This is a genomic window from Paenibacillus sp. FSL L8-0708 (assembly GCF_038009325.1).
Lineage (GTDB): Bacteria > Bacillota > Bacilli > Paenibacillales > Paenibacillaceae > Paenibacillus_AQ > Paenibacillus_AQ odorifer.
Genome location: NZ_JBBPBC010000001.1, coordinates 3,695,724 through 3,716,102, shown reverse-complemented (window position 1 = coordinate 3,716,102; position 20,379 = coordinate 3,695,724). Strand labels below are relative to the sequence as shown.

Below are 20,379 nucleotides of genomic sequence, written 5' to 3'. Positions count from 1 at the left end.
GTTAATTGTCGGTCATGTTCATATCTTATACGGAGAAGTGTCTTTATGGTTACGAATTCTTCGCCATACGTTTCCCAATAAAGTCAAAGATCAGACCCGCTGTCCTTTTTATAGGCCCCAATGAAACAGGATAATAATAACCCGACTCAAACCAGCCTTGTTCTTTGTAATAACGATAATCCCTGGAATGATCATCAAGCATTGTTTTTATACTTGTACGTGACATTCGAAACAGCATTAATCTGAGAAAAGAAGGAACTGGAGTCTTGGGCGACATAAGGTCCTTATAGAATCTTTCGGAGGCTTTCTTTATTTCTCTCGTCATTTTTTTCTGCGCAACTTCTGTTCTTGGCTCCAAAGTAGTCAAGACACAGCCTTTTGTAACTTGAAATCCGAAATTCTCGCCCATATTACTAAGGTATTTCACAATTTTGCTGCCTCCAAAGATCCCCTGATTGACAATAGCCGTGAAGGTTTTCCCGAAGAATCGAGGTCTATGAAATACAAAAGCAAGCCGGTCCAAGAGGTTCTTCATCGGTGCCGATACATGAAATGCATAATTAGGCGTGGCGAAAATAATTCCGTCAGAATGGATCATTTTCTCCATCAATACATCGCGATCATCCTTTAGTGGACAATATTCCTCACCTTTATTGAAACATATCTTGCAGCCCCGGCAATATTCAAGCCGATAATCTTTTAAAAAGACATACTCAAATTCAATATCACCATATGCTTTTAAATTATTGCCAAATTCACAAACCGCTTCAAAGGTCGCATGCTTTTGTTGATTCCCAATAAATGCAGTAACTTTTTTCATTTGAACCCCTCCATATATGCATATTTTGAATAAGACCCATCAATGTGAATGAATATTATTTTATTCATTCATATTGTAGCACCTTGATCCCTTTTATGCGATATAATTCCATTTGAGAATGCAAAAAAAAGAAGCCCGATTTGACCAGGCTTCTGTTAACTTCCCTCTATATCTTTTTAGCGTAATTATGTGTAACAAAATCAACTAGCAGATTCACACTGCTCTCCATATCGTAAATCTCTGTGTTAACTGTCAATTCGGCATGTTCAGGGGCTTCATAAATAGCATCAATACCTGTAAACTCACGAATTTCACCTTTTCTAGCTTTCTTATATAGCCCTTTAGGATCACGTTGTTCGCAGGTTTCTAATGAACATTGCACATAAACCTCTGCAAACTCGCCAGACTGAAAACGATATCTAATCGCTTCTCTAGCAGCTGAAGAAGGTGAAATCATCGGGACAAGCACTATAAAGCCTAGTTCCAAAAACATAGATGCTACTTCGGCTGCGCGACGCATGTTTTCTTTACGATCCTCTTCTGAAAAGCCTAAATCAATATTCAAACCTTTCCTTAGCTGGTCGCCGTCGATTACAGCACATCGGATGCCTTGCTTAAACAATTCTTTTTCAGCTTGTTGTGCTAGTGTACTTTTTCCTGAACCTGATAATCCTGTGAACCAAAACACGCCCGCTTTATGACCGTTCAACAGCTCCAAATCTTTTCTATTCATTCTAAGACGCCCCTTTCTATATGATTAATATTATACTAGTTTACCGCAGTCTTGAGAGAAATGGCTGATCCTAATTCCTTCTGTATATACGCTATATCAGTCATCTGCTCAATATGGTAAACTCCACCTGTGGGTGGTGAATCATATAGATGTTTTGCTACTGCCGCTGTTACTTTTGCCGTAATGATAGATTGATTCTTTCCTTGTAATAAAAAATCCGCATGATGTAATTTACCTTCTGAATTTCTTCCATGTGCCTCAACCTTAATAGCGAACCCATCATCCCCCAAATGCAGCCGCCCCATAGCACGAACAATTGAATTCTTCAGCCAGCCTATTTGCAGTAAGCGAACGGCTCCAGTTCTTTTCGTTATTGCCAGTATTTTAGTAACTACAGCTGAATCAAGACAAAATCGTGTAGAGATAGACGATGATTTTAGTGTTCTGCTAAGTGTCTGTTGATCTGAGAATGGAAAACGGTAAGCATATCGGTTACCCATCTCATCACCAAAATGATACAACCTTCTGTCTGTAAAGCTCTCCACCTCAACCTGGCGATTATCCTGCTTCACTTCGAACTTAGCTGCTAAACTGTCAACTGTCCATTCTAGCGCCGCTTTGCCATGAGAATCACCTAATCCGAGCATGATCGCAATTTCTATCTCCTCAATCTGATCCATCTGCCGCTCTGCTTCAAGGGCCAGGAGATTAGTGATGCCGGGAGCAAGTCCTACACTTAAGACAGCACTTGACCCATTGTCTTCAGCCTCCCTCTTGTATTTCTCAATTTCATTCAAAAACAAACCGTTCGCAGATACATCCACATAATGAATACCGCTTCGAAACACAGCTCTTATAAAATCCGTATCCGTTTGATCTAAGCACATAATGATTAATTTCACTCGTTCTAACTTATCAGTAGGTAAAGGTTTATTAATATCCAACTGCATCGGCTTAATTTTCCCATCAGTTGCTTGACTGAATTGCTTTGCTTTTACAAGGCTTCGCCCTGCAGCATATACTTTTCCAGGATATTTTTTCTCTAAGATTTCACAAATGGTACGCCCTACATGGCCATATCCACCGACGACTACAATATCTTCTTTTCTCTGCATTTTATCACCGCATCCTATATAATAGAAATAATTAAGAACCATTCTCAATTATACGGATATGGTTTACATTCACTATCCCATAAATGTGGGATACCTGTTTTTATACTCCATGACTAGAGGGCTGACCTATGAAAACCATAAGACAACTTAATCATATTAAACAACAAATCATAAGGTTAGGTACTGTTTCTGAATCTTCACATAGCTACCGTACTTCATTACTGTCGATTTTACGCGAGGCTGTACCCTTTGATGCTGCCTGCTGTACCCATGTTGATCCACAGACACTACTCTCGACAGGTGCGGTGACAGAAGATAACGTGGAATCCATTCATCATCACTTGTTCCAGATCGAATACGGTGAAGACGATATTAATCCCTATGAGCAAATGGTTCATAGTAAAGTGCACGTAGCTACTATATATGAAGCAACCGAAGGGCAGCCAGATTTGAGTGCCCGCTATCAAAAAGTACTGTCTCCGGCAGGATTTGAGGATGAATTACGCGCTGTACTTGTTCATGGAGATGCGTGTTGGGGATATCTGACACTTTACAGAAAGTCGGGTCAGCCTGTATTTTCACAGGAAGATTGTGTACGGATAGCCTTAATGCTTCCTGAGATTGCCGCAAGAATGCGGGCTTTCAGTCTTGAGTTGCCTGAGAGAAATCAGACTTGGCTGGAAGAAGATTACGGTTCCGGAATTGCCGTCCTTTCTGATCAACTAGTTCTCCTCTCCTCCAATCCTACAGCAGACCGCTGGTTAGAGAAACTTCGTTCATTAGAAAAAATTGATCACCATATCCTGCCACGACCAATTCGGGCGGTGAGCACACAAGCAATCAATAGTCCCTCTGAATCTTCGGGGATGGCTAAGTCCTGTATCCGGATGTCAGACGGACCTTATCTGGTGATCCGGGCTAGCCGGCTTCATGCATACGACGGTCAGACGCAAATTGCCATTTCATTCGAGCCTGCACGTCCAGCAGATATGCTTCCTATCATTGCAGAAGCGTATGATCTGACGAAACGGGAACAGCATTTACTTGAAGGAGTAATTCGCGGATTATCTACTAAAGAATTGGCTGCTGAATTACATATTTCTGCTTACACGGTTCAGGATCATTTAAAATCCATTTTTGCTAAAGCAGGTGTCAGCAGCCGTAGAGAGCTTATCTGGCATTTACATTCTCGATATAGCATTTCAGAGAAATAGGATCGCCGAGCTTCTTATCAAAAAAGCCCAAGCCTTTATTAACAAAGGACTTGGGCTTTTATTTTATCTTTTATTTCCTTAATGCGATGCCGTAAATTATTCCAGCTCAGAAGCAGGATCAAACTTCTCCCTGCTCATCACAAATGCTGCCATTAGAGCTATAACTGATGGAATAATTGCCCAAGCAAAGGTATGAACAAGAGAAGAAGATAATCCTTCGGTGATTTTATCAAGAACCTCAGAGGGAATTTTGGCCCGTGTGTCGGGAGTCAAAATTGTACTTGGATCACTTAGATTAACACCTTCTGGTGCCGCGCCTCCCTTACTGAACATGGAAGCTAGTTTATTCGAAAAAATGTGACTTTGAATAATACCAAATACCGTAATGCCAAGTGTCATTCCCAGCTCCCGTGTGAAGCTAAGTGTCGAACTTGCAGAACCCCGTTGTCTTGCTGTAAATCCATGAATCGCTGCATTGCTTAGAACAGAAAATGATGAACCTATGCCAAGACCCACCAGAAACATAAAAATAGTGACCATAAACCGGGAGGAGTCTGGTGTTAGTGTGGTAAGTAGAGCCATACCTGCAACAAGGAGTACTAACGTAGAAATCATGATCGTGCGATAATTAAATTTAGAGAGCAAGAATCCTCCGCCAGCAGCAGTGATAACAGAACCAATCATCATCGGAAGTAGAACAAGCCCCGAATTTGTCGCAGACCCGCCAAGAACCCCTTGAATATAAATTGGAATGTACACCGAGGCTGTAATAAATGCCGCTCCGCTAAATATCGCCATAACATTACTCGTAGAATAGAGACGATTCTTGAACATGCCAAAGGTAATGATTGGCTCTTCTGCACGACGTTCGATAACAATAAAACCAATTAAAAACACAACAAAAGCCATAAACAATCCCAGAATCATTGTCGAGTCCCAAGCATATTTCTTACCCCCGAGCTCAATCGCAAACATGAGACAAAGGATTGAAGCTACAAGTGTAAAAGCCCCAAGATAATCAATTTTCTCTTTGGAATGCTCAACAGATTCTTTGTAGAAGAAAGCGATCATAAAGAATGCAATAACACCAATGGGTAAATTGATATAAAAGACCCAAGACCAATGAATATAATCCGCTATATAAGCGCCAATAAGAGGACCAAAAATACTGGAAATACCATAGGCAGCACCGAATAACCCACCGATTTTCCCCCGTTTTTCTGGGGCCACTACATCGAACATAATCGTGAATGCAATAGGAACGAGTGCCCCTCCACCAATACCCTGAATTGCCCGATAAATACTAAGCTGAACAATAGAATTTGCCGTACCACATAAAGCTGAACCAATCATAAAAACAATAATACCGAAAATAAAAAATCGCTTACGTCCATACATATCCGATAATTTACCGAAAATCGGCATACCCGCCATCTCAGCTATCATATAAGCGGACGTAACCCACATCAATTTGTCAAAGCCGCCAAGGTCACCTACAATGGTTCCCATTGCGGTTGCAAGTATAGTATTATCCATTGATGCCATAAGTGTAGCCAACAATAGAGCTACTATAATAACCCCAACTTTATTTTTCTTTTCCATGCTCCTTTTTCTCCTCCACTTTTCCCAAATGTTTAGTTCTACTCTAATTGTTAAAGGATTGTGCACAGGCTTCATTCCAAACCACGTGATTTTATACCTTTGCAAATTAGTGAATAATTCGATAAAATCAAGACAATTAATTAGGTGTTCATCAAGCATCTTGTTTATTAATTATCTTGACTATCAAGATATAAACATTTTAAAAGGAGGGTCCTCTTTTGTCAAGAGATCGACACAATCAAGTTACAATTCAGCAGGAAGACTTAACTTTACGCATGCGGGGCCTAGGCAGCCGAACGGTTTTGTATCAGCAAAAAGTAGCAACTTCTCTAGGGTTATACAATAACGATTTTCTATCTATAGATATCCTTCATGAAAAAGGTCCTATCACCGCCGGCGAGCTATCCAAATTAACTGGACTTACTACAGGCAGCATTACCACATTAATTGATCGACTTGAAAAAAACGGCTTTGTTCGCAGAGAACATGATCCCAATGACCGTCGTAAGGTGATCATTGTTCCTTTATATGAGAATAACGAGGTTGGAAATGCCTACCTTCCTTTGCACACTAAGATGGTTAAACTGGCGTCTTCCTTAACTGAGCAGGAGCTTGAGCTTATAACAACATTTTTAGGCAAAGCAAGTACCATCCTGGAAGAGCAGATTCACTATCTCAGCACTACAACGAGTAACTAAGACTGTATAATCATCAAAAAGGACGATATCCCATGAAGTCAAATGACTTTGAGATATCGTCCTTTTAATATAAGTATGGATCAAAGAGAAGCTGAAGCTTGAGCAACTAAAGAGACCAATTGTGCAGAATCAAATGTGTCTCCTTTTCGAAGCTTCAGGGTTTTCCTTTCAGGTGGTCCCTCAAATACTCCCTCTGGAAGCGTTAGCTCGGTTGTATTAAAGATTACAAAGCTGACTGCGTCTTTTGATGTCGAGATGGCCGCAGCGTATTTTCCATTTTTCAAAAAATGAGGTTTCTTATACTGAATACGTTCCTGCACATCCGGTATAGCCTGATGAACAACCTCACGTAGTGAGGTGGACAACTCCACCTGCCATGATTCTTTTAGCGCTTCAATAAAATCGATTACTTCCTGATTCATTTTTCATCTCTCCCTTTAAGTAATTAAATGGTTTGCCTGAATAAGCGCAGTAAGTTGTTTAACAAAATCAGGAGGTCCTTTGAGATCCGACGCATCTGCTATGACGAACATAAGATGATGAAATCAACACATCCGCAAAAGAATTTCAAAAATTTAATAGTTTAAATTCCCCTTATATTAATTTCTTGTTCATGTAGTCATTATCCTTCTGGAAAATTAGAGATATCCAGCTCGTTACAAGCAAAAGAGGGAAAAGCTCCTAAGAGCTTCTCCCTTAACCTCGTACATAAAATTAATGAATCGTTAGATTAAAACCGCTCTGAATATAATTCAGATTCGGATAAGCAATGTTGGAGGTTGTCAGGTTATTAAAGGTTGCAGCACCATTGCCTGTATAGGTGTAAATAGCTGCACCTTTATGTGGACCTGAGAACCGTGAAGTTGTTATTCCATCAAGTCCTGTACCGTTAATATTGATGTTGTTGAACACGATGTTCTCGAATCCACCACCATATCCAAATTGAATCGCATCACGCTGGGTATTAATGATGTCTATGTTATTAAATGTAACGTTCTTGATAGCATCATTTGATGCTTCAAGATCAATTGCGCCACGTTCACCCCCATAAAGATCTTTACTCGTACCACTGTTAATAATGGTTGTGTCTGAGAAAACTACACCCGTATTATTCTGGAAATGATAACCTGGAAAAACGGTATTCATACGTATGCCGGAACCACCAACTGTATCAATGATATAGTTATGATCAGCCTTATGACCACTTCCTCCAAAGAAAGCAATCGCTGCCGCACGCCAGTTATTCTCAATGGTGTTATACGAGAAGGTATTATTCACACCAGCAGGTGCACCATTTGTGTTACTGGTCCATACTGCAAGACCATCGTCACCATTATTTCGCACACTGCTATTGCGTACAATTGAATTGCTAGTTCCTTGCGAGAAGTTGATGCCGTCTGCAAGATTGTTCCGAATCCGACTGTTTTCAACTACCAGCCCGGTAGCATAAATCGCAGGTGTATGAGCGTAGTCGCCTACCCACATTCCGCATTCAAAATGCTCTACCCAGACATCATGGATAATAGAGTTGGTTCCAAAGTTATCCATAAAACCTTTGTAAATTGCATTTTGTCCATAACGTGAGCGCAAATTAGAATTCATATATACATTACTGAAATCTAGCTTACCTGAAATACGGAGTGAAATACCACCGCCCGCAGCATTAGGATTGGTGAACTGAATATTGGTGTGCCAGAGACCAGCACCAGTAATAGTGAGGTTATTGATCATATTACTAGCAGAACCAATCTCCCACATACTGCTAAGATTAAAGGTTCCTGCTGGAATATAAATAGACTTACCGCTTGCCACGGCTGCATTTACAGTAGCTTTAAAAGCTGCCAGATCATCTTGTCCATCGTTTGCCACAGCACCGTAATCTGTTACAGATACGGAGTTAGCTGGGCGGGCAATTGCTGTTGGAACAGATTCAATTTCAAGGAAATCCACACCATATTCCAAGCTATCTCCATTGTTCTTCTGGATTCGAATCTTGTCCCCAGGTTGGAGGGGTGTATCCATCTTCCAGTGAACTTCATCAAAACGGAATAGTGGACGTCCAGCACTAGGTGTATCGCCAGGCATATCACCTGAGAAATACTGCCAGCTGTAGTATGAGGTTAAGGAAACTGTTTTTACTTTCGCTCCATTCACATACACATCCAGTGAACCATTCAATCCCATCCCATCTGCAGAGTCAGGCATTGTAAATCTCATAGTTACACCTGCGCCGCCTTGACCCTGTCTGACCGTCCACTCTAAGTTCGAACCATTCGAAGGAAGAGCTATATAACGCTGACCAGAAGCCTCAGAGGCGATTAATGCTTGATCAAAGGTTGGCGCCGATTTCAATGTCGCGCCACCCCCGAGTGTAGCATCCTCGGTATCATATCGGCTATACGGCATGCTTGCACCACGCGCAGCATAGACAACGAGATTAGAAACACTTACATTATTCGCTTGCTTGGCAGCTATCTCATTAGCATCCACTTCAACAGTAGTGGTAACTGTGTAGTTACCATTAATCGCTGTCCAAGTCCCTGGAATCGCAACATTAACTATTGCCCCCGCTGCTAAGGCACCGTTATAAGATCCATTATAGGTTTGAATAGTGGACCCCGCAGAGTTTTTAAGAACAACGCTTATACCATGTGAACCACTTGCAGAGGCAATGGTTCCTTGATTCTTAAGATTTACATTAAACGCTACATTGTTATTAGCAACAGGATTACTTGGTGTCCATGTAACAGTTCCCACTAAGTCAGAGCTGGACACTGGAGCGATAATAAGTGACGCTGGGTTCGTGTAGCTGTTATTCGCTTCATTTTGTTCGATAACTAGGTTGTCTTCATCAACTTTGGCACTAACTGAATACGTTGCGGCAGGCTTAACTCCTGCGGTAAGTGTCATCGATGCTGTTGTCGATGCTCCAGTTGCTAGTACACCTACCGGAGCTGAGCCTACAAGCTCATTATTTAAATAGAAATTAACAGTAGTAGCTGGAGAGCTGGCATTGCCGATATTCTTTACGATTGCGTTCAGCGTAATCGCATTAGACTCAACCGGATTCGTTGGTGACCAGGACATGCCAGTAATCACCAAATCCGGATTCGGAGCTGGAGTACCGTATACTTCAAATTCGGCGATCTGTCCAGCTGGAGCACCCGAGTTGGCAGTAATATTAAGCTGTAGATGTTTGACAGTTGCGGTAACAGGAATGGTTACTGTATTTCCTGAAGCTGGATTAAACGAATACGATTGTGCTGACACCAGATTCCCAAATGTCGTTGTGTTCTGATTGTGACCGAGCACTTGAATCGTTTGGGTACGTGCTCCCCATGCAGCGGCTGGATTTAACTTTAGAACGATGGAGGAAACGTTGTAGTTTGACCCCAGGTCAAGTATCAATGAACTAGGATTACTGCCACCTTCCCAGTATGTGTTGGTGCTGTTGTCATTAGCATTTGCTGCCACAAATGATTGCGTATTAGAGGATGCGGTAATCGATTTGCCAACCGCGATATTACTGCCCGCAACAGGTGTGGCCGTTGGCGTTGGTGTGACTGTTGGCGTTGGTGTGGCTGTTGGCGTCGGTGTGACTGTAGGCGTCGGTGTGGCTGTTGGCGTTGGTGTAACTGTTGGCGTTGGTGTGGCTGTTGGCGTCGGTGTTGGTGTACTAGCTCCATAAATTTCGAATTCAGAAACTTGCGCTGCCGGCCAACCCGTATTGCCTGTTACATTCAGGCGTACATAACGAGTGCTGGTTGCTGAAAAATCAATCTTAACGGTGTTCCCTCCTGCTGAAGGATTGAACACATAATCAGCTGAACCAACAATGTCAGTGAATGTAGATCCATTTGTGCTGCCTTGAACGGCGAGTGTTTGCGTACGCGTCTCCCAGCCCGTTGGCAGCTTCAATACGATTTGGTCAATACTTGTCTCTGTACCGAGATCTACTTGGATCCATTGCGGAAATGCATTATTGCTGCTTTCCCAATACGTCTCTTGATTGCTGTCTTTCACATTGTTTGGACTATACGTTTGTGATTGACCACTAGCCGTCACAGTTTTGCCCAGCGTCAAATTCGCACCACCAGAGGCACTAACAAATGTGAACGGACCCGCTGCCAGGTATAAACTTGAAATCAACAGGGTTACTACAAGCGACCAAACGACATACTTGTTGCGCATTATAATCCTCCTCTTAATGTAGATACTCACTAACGTGTCGCCTTATCGGAGTGCTCAAATGATAGCGTTTACAATCAAATTCATCTCAGAGCACATTAAATAACAACCGATCCTCCTTTCAATGTGAGACACTCTCATTATAGAGAAAGAGCGGATCAAGCTATAAGATGTAATTCTACGGAAAAGATATGTGATACCAATATCGCGCAACTACCCTAAATATGGAATCTATTAACATCACGTCCATCAAATAAAGGCCTGATTTCTCAGGCCCTAGTTTTTTATGAAGATTAACTTGTCGTTTTAAGTTCTTTTTCATTAGCTGAATCTGGAGAGTTTAATAAAACCACACCTCCAACTATTAATACTATGCCTGCAAGTGTAAGCATACTAAATGGATCCCCCCATATTACGATACCAACGATTGCGGTTAGAACTGTACCTACACCTGCCCAAATCGCATAAGCTAGGCTTAAAGGTAAAACTTTGAGACTTATGGACAAACTATAAAATGCGATAATAAAACCAATAATAATACCTATAGTAGGCAATATTTGTGTGAACCCTTCTGACATTTTCAGCATAGTTGTACCTATTACTTCGCTTATAATAGCTACTCCCAGTACCCAAAAACCCTTATTCTTGTTCATAACATTTCCTCCAAGCTCTAATGAGATCCACCAGAAAGTTTCATAATGACTACTCCACCAATGATAAGAATCAGGCCGAGTAGTTTTTTCAGATTGAAGTTTTCTTTATAAATGATGACTCCAATTAACGCAGTTAAAGCCGTACCTACCCCCGACCAAATACCATAAGCCGTCCCTAGTGGAATCGTTGAAAGCGCTAAAGAAAGACAATAAAAGGCTGAACCCATGCCGAGTACGACTCCTATTGAAGGTAAAATCTTTTTAAACCCGTTAGAAACCTTAAGCATGGAGCTACCAAATACCTCGCAGATAATCGCTGTTGCCAGTAACAGATATGAATTCAACAATAGCCCCTCCTTACTCCGTCATGTTTATTAATTCTTGAATTACTTTATCTCGTAAATCCTTATCTAAAGCTCCTAACCCGAACATTTCTGAATACCATAAACCGTCCGCTGCCAGCCTGACAATTGTGGAACGTACAGGATCTATTCCATCGTTCTCTATATTGTTTTGCCATACTGAGTATTGATCTTGAAATTTCTTAAGGATATCCGGATTCGTAAAAAGAGCAGCCGAAAGCGCGGTGCTAATCTCTTGCTCTTCCTTAAGATCGTCGTCTATCGCCTGAACAAACGCTCGTCCCCACTTCCCCGTTTCTCTAGATGCGTTCGATACTCTTTCTTGAACATTACTGAAAAAATCACTTGTTAATTCTTCCACCATACTTTTTATTAAAGCTTCCTTATTCGGAAAATGGTGCAGCAGTCCACCTTTACTGACCCCGGCTTCTTTGGCAACGGCTTCAAGCGTAAGCTTCTCCACCCCATTATTTTTAACTACTATAGAAGCTGCTAATAAAATACTACTTCGTTTTGAATTACTGTTCACGAAAATCACCTCTGTTATTTACTATACCGTCTGGACGGTTTTATTGTCAAATAAAAAATCATTACCTTAGATCAAAAAAAGCCTGGTAATCCAGGCCTCCAACATTTTTAAAGCAATTCACATTAAATTTTTAATATACCAAGCATCACAAGCGAAATGCTCCGACCCCGCAAGCGGTTCATCCAAAAGCTCAAATCCATTTTTCATATAGAAACGGTTAGCTGCGTGCATGTTTTGAAGTGTCTCCAAATAACATTGGTTGTAATGAAGCTTAGCAAAGTCCAACGCTGTATTTAAAAGTTCTTTGGCTATCCCGTTACCTCTAATCGACTGAGATAAATACATTTTTTGTAACTCACATATCTTGTCATCATTCCCGAAAGGAGCAATGCCACACCCCCCTAATACTTCCCCTCCCTCTTCGACAACCCAATAAGCCCGATTCTCACTATGATTATAATCATCTGATAAATGATGCAGGCTGTCATCCTCCCAGGCTAGACCCGAGCGATTCCCGCCAAACTCAATTAGGCAGTCCCTAATGACCTTTTCAATGGAGCTATTATCTTTCATTTGTAATAGTCTGATATTCATGAGTAACGTTCTCCTATCTTTCGATTAGCTTTCTTCAGTTATTATATTGTATCAAGCTTCAGAATGGATAATTATAATGGGATTCAAACATAATATAGAGAAATTTATTTAGGAGGGGCTTCAATGAAAATGGCAGCTAAGCAACTCTCGATTGCAGCATTAGGTGGGGTTCATGAAATTGGTAAAAATATGTATATCCTGCAATACGCAGATGATATTGTTGTCATTGATTGCGGCTCTAAATTCCCAGATGAAAGTCTCTTAGGGATTGACCTAATTATTCCTGATGTTTCGTATTTATTAAATAATATTGATAAGGTACAAGCGTTGGTGGTGACTCACGGACATGAGGATCATATCGGCGGGATTCCTTACCTGCTTAAACAGTTGAATATCCCAATATATGCTTCCCGTTTAACCTTAGGATTAATCGAAAATAAACTTAGGGAACATGGAATTTTACGACAAACGAAACTCCATTGTATTAATTCAGAATCTACGTTAACCCTGGGAGCCATTACTACAACATTTTTTAATACAAATCATAGTATTCCAGATTGCCTTGGCGTAGTATTCGATACACCTGAAGGTATCGTAGTTCATACGGGAGACTTCAAATTTGACATGACGCCTGTCAACAAGCAGTATCCAGATATACATAAAATGGCCGATATTGGGAAAAACGGTGTAAAGATCTTGCTGTCAGAAAGCACTAATGCTGAGCGTCCTGGCTTCACCCCTTCTGAAAAGCTTGTTGGCGCTCACATAGAAGAAGCCTTTTTAAAAGCAGACCGTAGAATTTTTATTTCTACCTTCGCCTCAAATGTACATCGTCTACAGCAGATCATTGATGCTTCTCATTTAACTGAACGTAAATTGACCTTACTCGGCAGAAGTATGGTAAATGTAGTCAGAGTGGCCCAAGAACTCGGTTATTTGAACATTCCGGACGATATGCTGATCGAACCTGCAGAAGCTGCTAAGCTCCCTCCGGCACAGGTAACTGTTTTATGTACAGGCAGTCAAGGAGAGCCCATGGCCGCACTATCCCGCTTAGCGAACTCAAGCCATCGATTGATGGAGATCCAGGCTGGGGACACGGTGCTGCTCGCAGCCAATCCCATCCCGGGAAATGAACGGAATGTTTCAAGGATTGTCGATAATTTATATATGCTGGGTGCTAAAGTCATCTATGGTTCACGCAGTGAGCTTCACGTCTCCGGGCATGGCAGCCAAGAGGAGCTTAAGCTAATGCTGACTCTAATGAAACCTGAATACTTTATTCCGATTCATGGTGAATACCGTATGCTGCATCATCACAGCTTGTTAGCGGAGGCGGTAGGCGTCAAACCGGAAAATATCTTTATTCTAAAAAATGGAGACATCGTTGAGTCATCGTCTGGTGTTGTCCGCCAATCCGGTCGAGTGACTGCTGGGCAAATTCTAGTAGATGGCCTTGGGATCGGAGATATTGGAAATGTTGTGCTTCGCGATCGTCGCCAGCTGTCAGCAGACGGCATTCTGATTACAGTGATTACACTGAGCCAAACCGATGGACGTCTATTAAACGAGCCAGACACTATTTCCAGGGGATTCGTTTATGTCCGTAACTCCGATAATTTAATGGACGAGATCAACCAGCATGTAACATCGACCCTTAAAAAAATGAACGAAACGGATCTCGGCCAATGGAATATCATCAAGCAGACCATCAAAGAATCATTAAGTAAGTTCCTATACGAAAAAACGAAACGGCGGCCAATGATTCTTCCAATCATCATTGAGGTTTAATGTAGGAATGCAATCGAATAGATATTGGCGAATTCTTACTCCATTATGAGTAAGAATTCGCCTTTTTTGTGTTTTATAGTTTTATACTCTCCTTTTATATCTTCTGCTGATAGTATTAGGTTCAGATGCAAATCTCTACATATTGAAGTACAACTAAGCAAGAATTATCAAAATCCCTTTAAATAGGTGAGGTATATTAATACCAGGGAGGTGATCAGGCTGTATTACAAGATGATTCACAATAGTATTGAATTTATTGAGAACCATTTGGAAGAAGAATTGAATCTGGACAGAATTGCGAAAGAGGCTGGATTCTCCAAATATCATTTCCACCGGCTCTTTCAGAAATATGTCGGCAAAAGTTTAGCTGAATACATTCGTTCCCGTAGGTTGAGTTCTGCTGCCCAACTGCTGCTCTATTCCGAAGAACGCATTCTAGATATTGCACTGCTTTATGGTTTTGATAGTCAAGAGGCTTTTACAAGAGCTTTTAAAGGACTTTATGCTCTCCCCCCAGCCCAATACAGGTCGCAGATAAAACTATTGATTCAGGAAAGAGAGGAATTAACCATGTCCGAAATTAAAGGTTGGTTCATCACCGGAACATCCCCCAGCAAATATAAGGCATCATTAGATATGCAGATTTACCATAAGGGAAGGAACTCTGTATCACTGGAATGCGCAGAAACTGAACCACCTGAAGAGAACGAATTTGGTACTCTAATGCAGCAGTTTGATGCAAAAAATTATCTCGGGAAGCGGATGCGGTTTGCCGGCTTTATCCGGACCGAAGAAGTCAGCGACTGGTGCGGCTTATGGATGCGTATTGATGACAAGCTCCAGAATATGCTGGGTTTTGACAACATGCAGTACAGAAGCATTAAAGGAACTGCTTCCTGGAATTTTTACGCTTGTGTGCTGGATATCCCGGCAGAGGCGGATTGTATCAACATTGGTATTCTCCTATCGGGATCAGGAAAGATTTGGCTAGATGACTGCACATTTGAAGAAGTAGGCCTGGACGTTCCCGTCACTGATTCCCGTGCACGGACAGAAGAATTTCCGACGGAACCACAGAATCTGAAGTTTGAAGCCTAAAGTCTTCTTATCGGACGGAAAGTTTTGAGGAGTGATCTATTCTTTGTGTTAATTATGAAAATCATTAAGGCGGCCATCAATTTTTGACGGATTTGTTATCTGGAAATCTGCATTGAAAGTGGAATCACTCCACATGATGATCTTGATTTCTACTCAGACGCCAATTTTAATCGCCACAATTAATGCAGATAGTGCCTCGGAATAAAAAACAGGATACCCTTCGGAGTATCGAAGTAAGGTATCCTGTTTAAGATTCGTTAATTGAACTCGTATACTTAGAATACTTTCGTTGTCCAATCTTCGCAATTCCAGATATCGGTTACGATGTCCTGATAAAAATCGGGTTCGTGAGAAATCATAATAATGCTTCCTTTGTATGCTTTTAGAGCGCGTTTCAGTTCATCTTTGGCATCGATATCCAAGTGGTTCGTCGGCTCATCTAATACAAGAATATTAGTTTCGCTATTAATCAGCTTACATAGACGAACTTTAGCTTTTTCCCCACCACTTAGTACAGCAATCTTACTCTCAATATGCTTCGTGGTTAATCCGCATTTAGCTAGAGCAGCACGTACTTCGAATTGTGACAGAGACGGGAATGTATCCCAGATTTCCTCAATACAAGTCTTGTAATTGCCTTCCTTCATCTCTTGCTCAAAATAGCCAATCTCCTGATGGTATCCACGTTCTACCGAACCGGACAAAGCAGAGATTTCACCTAAAATGCTGCGCAGTAAAGTTGTTTTACCAATTCCGTTTGCCCCAACCAACGCGATCTTCTGTCCACGCTCCATCAACAAATTAAGCGGTCTGGACAATGGAGAGTCGTAGCCGATAACCAATTCTTTTGCTTCGAAAATCATCTTGCCGGCAGTTTTACCTTCTTTAAAGTTAAACTGGGGTTTCGGTTTCTCCTTGGCAATCTCGATGATCTCCATCTTGTCGAGTTTCTTCTGTCTGGACATCGCCATGTTACGGGTAGCCACGCTGGCTTTGTTACGAGCTACGAAATCCTTCAGCTCTGCTATTTCTTGCTTTTGGCGATTATAGGCAGATTCAAGCTGCTGTTTTCTCATTTCGTAGACTTGTTGGAACTGCTCATAATCACCCACATATCGGGTCAGCTTTTGATTTTCCATATGGTAGATCAGGTTGATAACACTATTCAAGAATGGCATATCATGTGAGATCAGAATAAAAGCATTATCATACTCTTGAAGGTAACGTCTCAGCCATTCAATATGCTGCTCATCCAAATAGTTAGTAGGCTCATCGAGGAGCAAAATATCTGGTTTTTCAAGCAATAGCTTAGCAAGCAAGATTTTGGTACGTTGACCACCACTAAGATCGGCTACATCGCGATCCAATCCAATGTCAGTAATCCCTAGTCCACGCGCGGTTTCTTGTACTTTCGCATCGATCATGTAAAAGTCTTGATTTGTAAGTGTATCTTGGATGGTACCTACTTCTTCAAGCAGCTTTTCCAGCTCTTCAGGTGAAACGTCACCCATTCTGCCATACATATCGTTCATCTCTTGCTCAAGATCGAACAGGTACTGGAAAGCACTTCTGAGTACATCTTGAATCGTCATTCCTTTGGTTAACACTGCATGCTGATCGAGGTAGCCAACACGCACCCGCTTGGACCATTCGACTTTACCTTCATCAGGTTGCAGTTTGCCTGTAACAATATTCATAAAAGTGGATTTTCCTTCGCCGTTAGCGCCGAATAATCCGATATGCTCGCCTTTTAGGAGACGGAATGAAACATCCTTAAAGATCGCACGATCTCCAAAGCCATGACTTAATCCTTCAACATTTAATATGCTCATTTATGGACACCTTTTTCTTATTTTTCTCGCTATATTATAAGCAGGATTAGCTAAAAACTCAATGGAGAAGCAAAAAATTATCATTTTATGGGCTAATCCGCGAGCAATTCTAGTTTTGTGGACCGTCATTTGCCGAGAATGGGATTACGCTGGCGATTGCTCGTCATCTTTTATATGATAGTATGCATAGATACATATTGGAGTTGACTTGAGAACTAAGGAGAATTAGAAATGAATAAACTTGTATTTTTTCTTGGTCCAGCTGGAGCAGGCAAAACAACGTTAGCTAAAGCGATTGCTTCGCGGCGCAAAATACCTTTTTTCGATATGGATATTCTACTACGGCCTGCTGCTGACGCGATAATGACTTTACACGGACTGGATCCGGCAGATAGAGACTCAGCTGAGTACAAAAGGTTATGCCGCGATTTAGGTTATCGAATCACTATGGATGCTGCGCTGGATAATATAGGCTTGGACGTCGATGCTTTTGTAGTTGGTCCCTTTACCAAAGAGGCGGCCAATCCTGACTGGATCAGCCATGAGTTAGCTCGGATCGGGCGTTCCCTTCATGATGTTGAGGTCAAGGTTGTCTTGGTAGGGTTAGCCAACGAGGAATTGTACCTTGAACGAATTCAAGACAGACAATCACCACTAGATGAATGGAAGTTCCAGCATTGGAATGAATTCCGCACTTCTCTTGGCAACCGTACGGTAGAATGGCCGCTCCCGGCTGAAAATATTGCGTTGATCGACAATTCTAACCCGGATATCAATGCTACTGTTGCGGCGGTAGAACAATTTATATACGGCTAAACTTTCGGACCCAGATGACCTTATTTCCACATTTATCACCTTTTGTGCAGAGTTTCGGACTCCAGTGCAGCTATTCGTTAGAAAAGTGCGCTTGGGGCGTGTTTTCCGTGCCAATAGAGACGATGCGGTCCGATAGAATTGCAAAAGTGCGATAATGCTGCGTTTAGGGTCAGCTGAGTCCGATAGCAGCAGCGTTCGCGTCAAATAATGAGAGCAAACGATGTTTGAGGTTTGGACAAAGAGCCTTGCCTAAACTTTCGGTCTCAGATGACCTTATTTCCACATTTATCCCCTTTTGTGCAGAGTTTCGGACCCCAGTGCAGCTATTTGTTAGAAAAGTTTGCTTGGGGAGTGTTTTTCGTGCCAATAGCGACGATGCGGTCCGTTAGGATTGCAAAAGTGCGATAATGCTGCGTTTAGGGTCAGCTGAGTCCGTTAGCTGCTGCGTCCCCCGTAAAATAATGACATCAAACGATGTTTGAGGCTTTGACGAAGAGTTTTGGTTAGGGTTTCGGACCCAGATGACCTTATTTCCGCTTATATCCCCTTTTGTGCAGAGTTTCGGACCCCAGTGCAGCTATTCGTTAGAAAAGTGCGCTTGGGGGATGGTTTTCGTGCCAATAGCGACGATGCGGTCCGTTAGGATTGCAAAAGTGCGATAATGCTGCGCTTAGGGTCAGCTGAGTCCGATAGCAGCAGCGTTCGCGTCAAATAATGAGAGCAAACGATGTTTGAGGTTTGGACAAAAAGCCTTGGCTAAACTTTCGGACTCAGATGACGTTATTTCCGCTTTTATCACCTTTTGTGCAGAGTTTCGGACCGCAGATGACGTTATTCCCACAATTCTTTTATTGAATATACTTCTGACTGACCAAATCATCAGCAAGCACCGCGGTTGGTATCACAAATTCAACGGAGCCCATATAACCCGGTGCGACATCGTATTTGTTAAACACAATCACAAGCTTACCTTCGGTGTTGATATAAAAGCTCTGATTCTTCGTAATGGAGGTAAACTGATCCGTTGGTACATCATCGCCATACTCAGGGATCCAGTAAACTTTCTCAGAGTCTGCTTTCATTTGAGCAATCATCTGTTCTTTAATATTTTCGCTGATGCGTTCAATGTATTGATCATCTTTAAATAGCATTGGCAATGTAATAAGGATCTGGTTCTCTTTGTCTATCGTATCAAAAGTAACTTCCATTGAAGATGAACCAGCGGTTTCCTCAACATATCTGCCAATGGAGAAAATGCGCTCATTATCCGTTTTCACTTCATAACCTACATCCAGCCCCAAATGGCCCCCACCTTGTTCCTTCAACGCTTCGATCTCCGCTTGGAACTTTTCGTATAGTGCTTTATTCTCACTTAAATATTTGCTGTTCAATCCAAGCTCCAGTTCTTTATTTTCCATATCCGTAACGGCTGGAACCTTGATATTTGCATCGTAGTTCTCTTCTTCTACAACGTATTCTTTAATAGTCAGCACTTTTATTATCCGATCTACGCCTGGAATGGAAGATAATGCACTAGCTACGGTTGTACTGGTGTTTATGGCTACTAGAAAAATAACTGCGGCCGCACCAACACTAGCCACCCACTTAGTTGTCGTGTGTTTTTTTCTATTGGCTTTAAGTGACTGCTTTATAGAACGGTTTACAATCAAATCAAGTTCATCCGGAATGGGAATATCGGTATACTCTTTATGTAATTCTTGTATTCTTTCGTCCATCTTACTTTATCTCCTTTAAGGCTTCATCATTCAGCTTCACCCGCAATAACTGAAGGGCCTGATACAGCCTTGTCTTTATTGTATTGGTGTTCTCGTTAAGAACTTCAGCCACTTCATTAATCTTCATATCCTCAAAATATCTAAGCACGATCACACTTCGGTATTTCGCCGGCAACTCTTCCAGTGTTCTTTTCAAATCCATATCTGTATAGCTATCCTCAACAGCCGGACTATAGGTTTCTATTATCTCTGGCTCCATCGTCTGAACCTTCTTGTTTCTGCGCAAAAAGTCTAAGGAAGTATTCACGACAATCCTGTAAAACCAGCTTTTCACGGCATCGTGATCCTTTAGCAAATCCATTCGTGTCATCGCTTTATAAATAGAATCCTGCACAATGTCGAGGGCATCCTCTTTGTTTTTCACATAACTGTAAGCAAGCCGGTATACATTTTCTTTGTTTTCTTTGATACATCGCGTCAATATTTTCTCGGTTTTCCTATTCAACATGGTCGATTATCCTTCTCTGTTTGTGATCTGGTGTTGTAACAGGAGTAAGACGTTTGGTGAGTATAAAAAAGTTTGGAGATTCCAAATAAA

At 41.6% G+C, this 20,379-nt stretch carries 18 protein-coding genes; 5 read left to right on the top strand and 13 right to left on the bottom strand.

All coding sequences use genetic code 11. The features are described 5' to 3' along the window. Positions 1-49: 49 nt before the first annotated feature. From NYE58_RS17805 to NYE58_RS17795, 3 genes are all read right to left on the bottom strand, one after another. Positions 50-820, bottom strand: coding sequence for a flavodoxin family protein (locus NYE58_RS17805; RefSeq protein WP_341002509.1), 771 nt, complete (start codon positions 818-820; stop codon positions 50-52). A 166-nt stretch (positions 821-986) separates the two neighbouring features. After that, positions 987-1,553, bottom strand: a complete 567-nt coding sequence (gene cysC / locus NYE58_RS17800; protein ID WP_076276478.1) for an adenylyl-sulfate kinase — start codon at positions 1,551-1,553, stop codon at positions 987-989. Positions 1,554-1,588: 35 nt separating this feature from the next. Further along, positions 1,589-2,668 (bottom strand): saccharopine dehydrogenase family protein, encoded by a 1,080-nt coding sequence (locus tag NYE58_RS17795; RefSeq protein WP_076276477.1) that lies wholly within the window; start codon positions 2,666-2,668, stop codon positions 1,589-1,591. 128 nt (positions 2,669-2,796) lie between these two features. On the opposite strand from NYE58_RS17795, the gene NYE58_RS17790 reads away from it, so the two are divergent. Further along, positions 2,797-3,882 (top strand): helix-turn-helix transcriptional regulator, encoded by a 1,086-nt coding sequence (locus NYE58_RS17790; protein WP_076276476.1) that lies wholly within the window; start codon positions 2,797-2,799, stop codon positions 3,880-3,882. 96 nt (positions 3,883-3,978) lie between these two features. On the opposite strand, the gene NYE58_RS17785 is transcribed toward NYE58_RS17790, so the two are convergent. Next, positions 3,979-5,484 (bottom strand): MDR family MFS transporter, encoded by a 1,506-nt coding sequence (locus NYE58_RS17785; protein ID WP_341002507.1) that lies wholly within the window; start codon positions 5,482-5,484, stop codon positions 3,979-3,981. A 275-nt stretch (positions 5,485-5,759) separates the two neighbouring features. Between NYE58_RS17785 and NYE58_RS17780 the strand changes: the two genes are divergently transcribed. Then, positions 5,760-6,182 carry a MarR family winged helix-turn-helix transcriptional regulator gene (locus NYE58_RS17780; protein WP_179087001.1) on the top strand — a complete coding sequence of 141 codons (423 nt, stop codon included), beginning with the start codon at positions 5,760-5,762 and terminating at the stop codon, positions 6,180-6,182. An 80-nt stretch (positions 6,183-6,262) separates the two neighbouring features. On the opposite strand, the gene NYE58_RS17775 is transcribed toward NYE58_RS17780, so the two are convergent. The 6 genes from NYE58_RS17775 to NYE58_RS17750 form a co-directional block, all read right to left on the bottom strand. Beyond that, positions 6,263-6,604 (bottom strand): DUF1801 domain-containing protein, encoded by a 342-nt coding sequence (locus NYE58_RS17775; RefSeq protein WP_076125767.1) that lies wholly within the window; start codon positions 6,602-6,604, stop codon positions 6,263-6,265. A 292-nt stretch (positions 6,605-6,896) separates the two neighbouring features. Continuing rightward, positions 6,897-10,373 carry a discoidin domain-containing protein gene (locus NYE58_RS17770; protein WP_341002506.1) on the bottom strand — a complete coding sequence of 1,159 codons (3,477 nt, stop codon included), beginning with the start codon at positions 10,371-10,373 and terminating at the stop codon, positions 6,897-6,899. A 290-nt stretch (positions 10,374-10,663) separates the two neighbouring features. Then, complete coding sequence (locus NYE58_RS17765; protein ID WP_339248665.1) at positions 10,664-11,023, bottom strand: DMT family transporter; 360 nt, start codon at positions 11,021-11,023, stop codon at positions 10,664-10,666. A 17-nt stretch (positions 11,024-11,040) separates the two neighbouring features. Further along, entirely contained in the window at positions 11,041-11,367 is a 327-nt protein-coding gene (locus tag NYE58_RS17760; protein WP_339248664.1) for a DMT family transporter, read from the bottom strand. Positions 11,368-11,380: 13 nt separating this feature from the next. Further along, complete coding sequence (locus tag NYE58_RS17755; protein ID WP_081387451.1) at positions 11,381-11,914, bottom strand: TetR/AcrR family transcriptional regulator; 534 nt, start codon at positions 11,912-11,914, stop codon at positions 11,381-11,383. A 117-nt stretch (positions 11,915-12,031) separates the two neighbouring features. Then, positions 12,032-12,508, bottom strand: a complete 477-nt coding sequence (locus NYE58_RS17750) for a GNAT family N-acetyltransferase (protein ID WP_076184542.1) — start codon at positions 12,506-12,508, stop codon at positions 12,032-12,034. Between the two features lie 123 nt (positions 12,509-12,631). Here NYE58_RS17750 and NYE58_RS17745 point away from each other — a divergent pair, with 123 nt between their 5' ends. Together NYE58_RS17745 and NYE58_RS17740 are read left to right on the top strand one after the other, a co-directional pair. Next, positions 12,632-14,299 carry a ribonuclease J gene (locus tag NYE58_RS17745; protein ID WP_256715769.1) on the top strand — a complete coding sequence of 556 codons (1,668 nt, stop codon included), beginning with the start codon at positions 12,632-12,634 and terminating at the stop codon, positions 14,297-14,299. A 231-nt stretch (positions 14,300-14,530) separates the two neighbouring features. Continuing rightward, positions 14,531-15,397 carry a helix-turn-helix domain-containing protein gene (locus NYE58_RS17740; protein ID WP_076217535.1) on the top strand — a complete coding sequence of 289 codons (867 nt, stop codon included), beginning with the start codon at positions 14,531-14,533 and terminating at the stop codon, positions 15,395-15,397. Positions 15,398-15,672: 275 nt separating this feature from the next. Here the strand turns inward: NYE58_RS17740 and NYE58_RS17735 are convergent, their stop codons facing one another. Then, positions 15,673-17,229 (bottom strand): ABC-F family ATP-binding cassette domain-containing protein, encoded by a 1,557-nt coding sequence (locus tag NYE58_RS17735; RefSeq protein WP_341002503.1) that lies wholly within the window; start codon positions 17,227-17,229, stop codon positions 15,673-15,675. 231 nt (positions 17,230-17,460) lie between these two features. Here NYE58_RS17735 and NYE58_RS17730 point away from each other — a divergent pair, with 231 nt between their 5' ends. Beyond that, positions 17,461-18,045: an AAA family ATPase gene (locus NYE58_RS17730; RefSeq protein WP_076190412.1), complete on the top strand. Its 585-nt coding sequence runs from the start codon at positions 17,461-17,463 to the stop codon at positions 18,043-18,045. An 848-nt stretch (positions 18,046-18,893) separates the two neighbouring features. Here the strand turns inward: NYE58_RS17730 and NYE58_RS17725 are convergent. Both NYE58_RS17725 and NYE58_RS17720 read right to left on the bottom strand, forming a co-directional pair. Continuing rightward, positions 18,894-19,781, bottom strand: coding sequence for an RsiV family protein (locus tag NYE58_RS17725; protein WP_341002502.1), 888 nt, complete (start codon positions 19,779-19,781; stop codon positions 18,894-18,896). Position 19,782: 1 nt separating this feature from the next. Then, positions 19,783-20,289: an RNA polymerase sigma factor gene (locus NYE58_RS17720; RefSeq protein WP_076125785.1), complete on the bottom strand. Its 507-nt coding sequence runs from the start codon at positions 20,287-20,289 to the stop codon at positions 19,783-19,785. Positions 20,290-20,379: the final 90 nt, after the last annotated feature.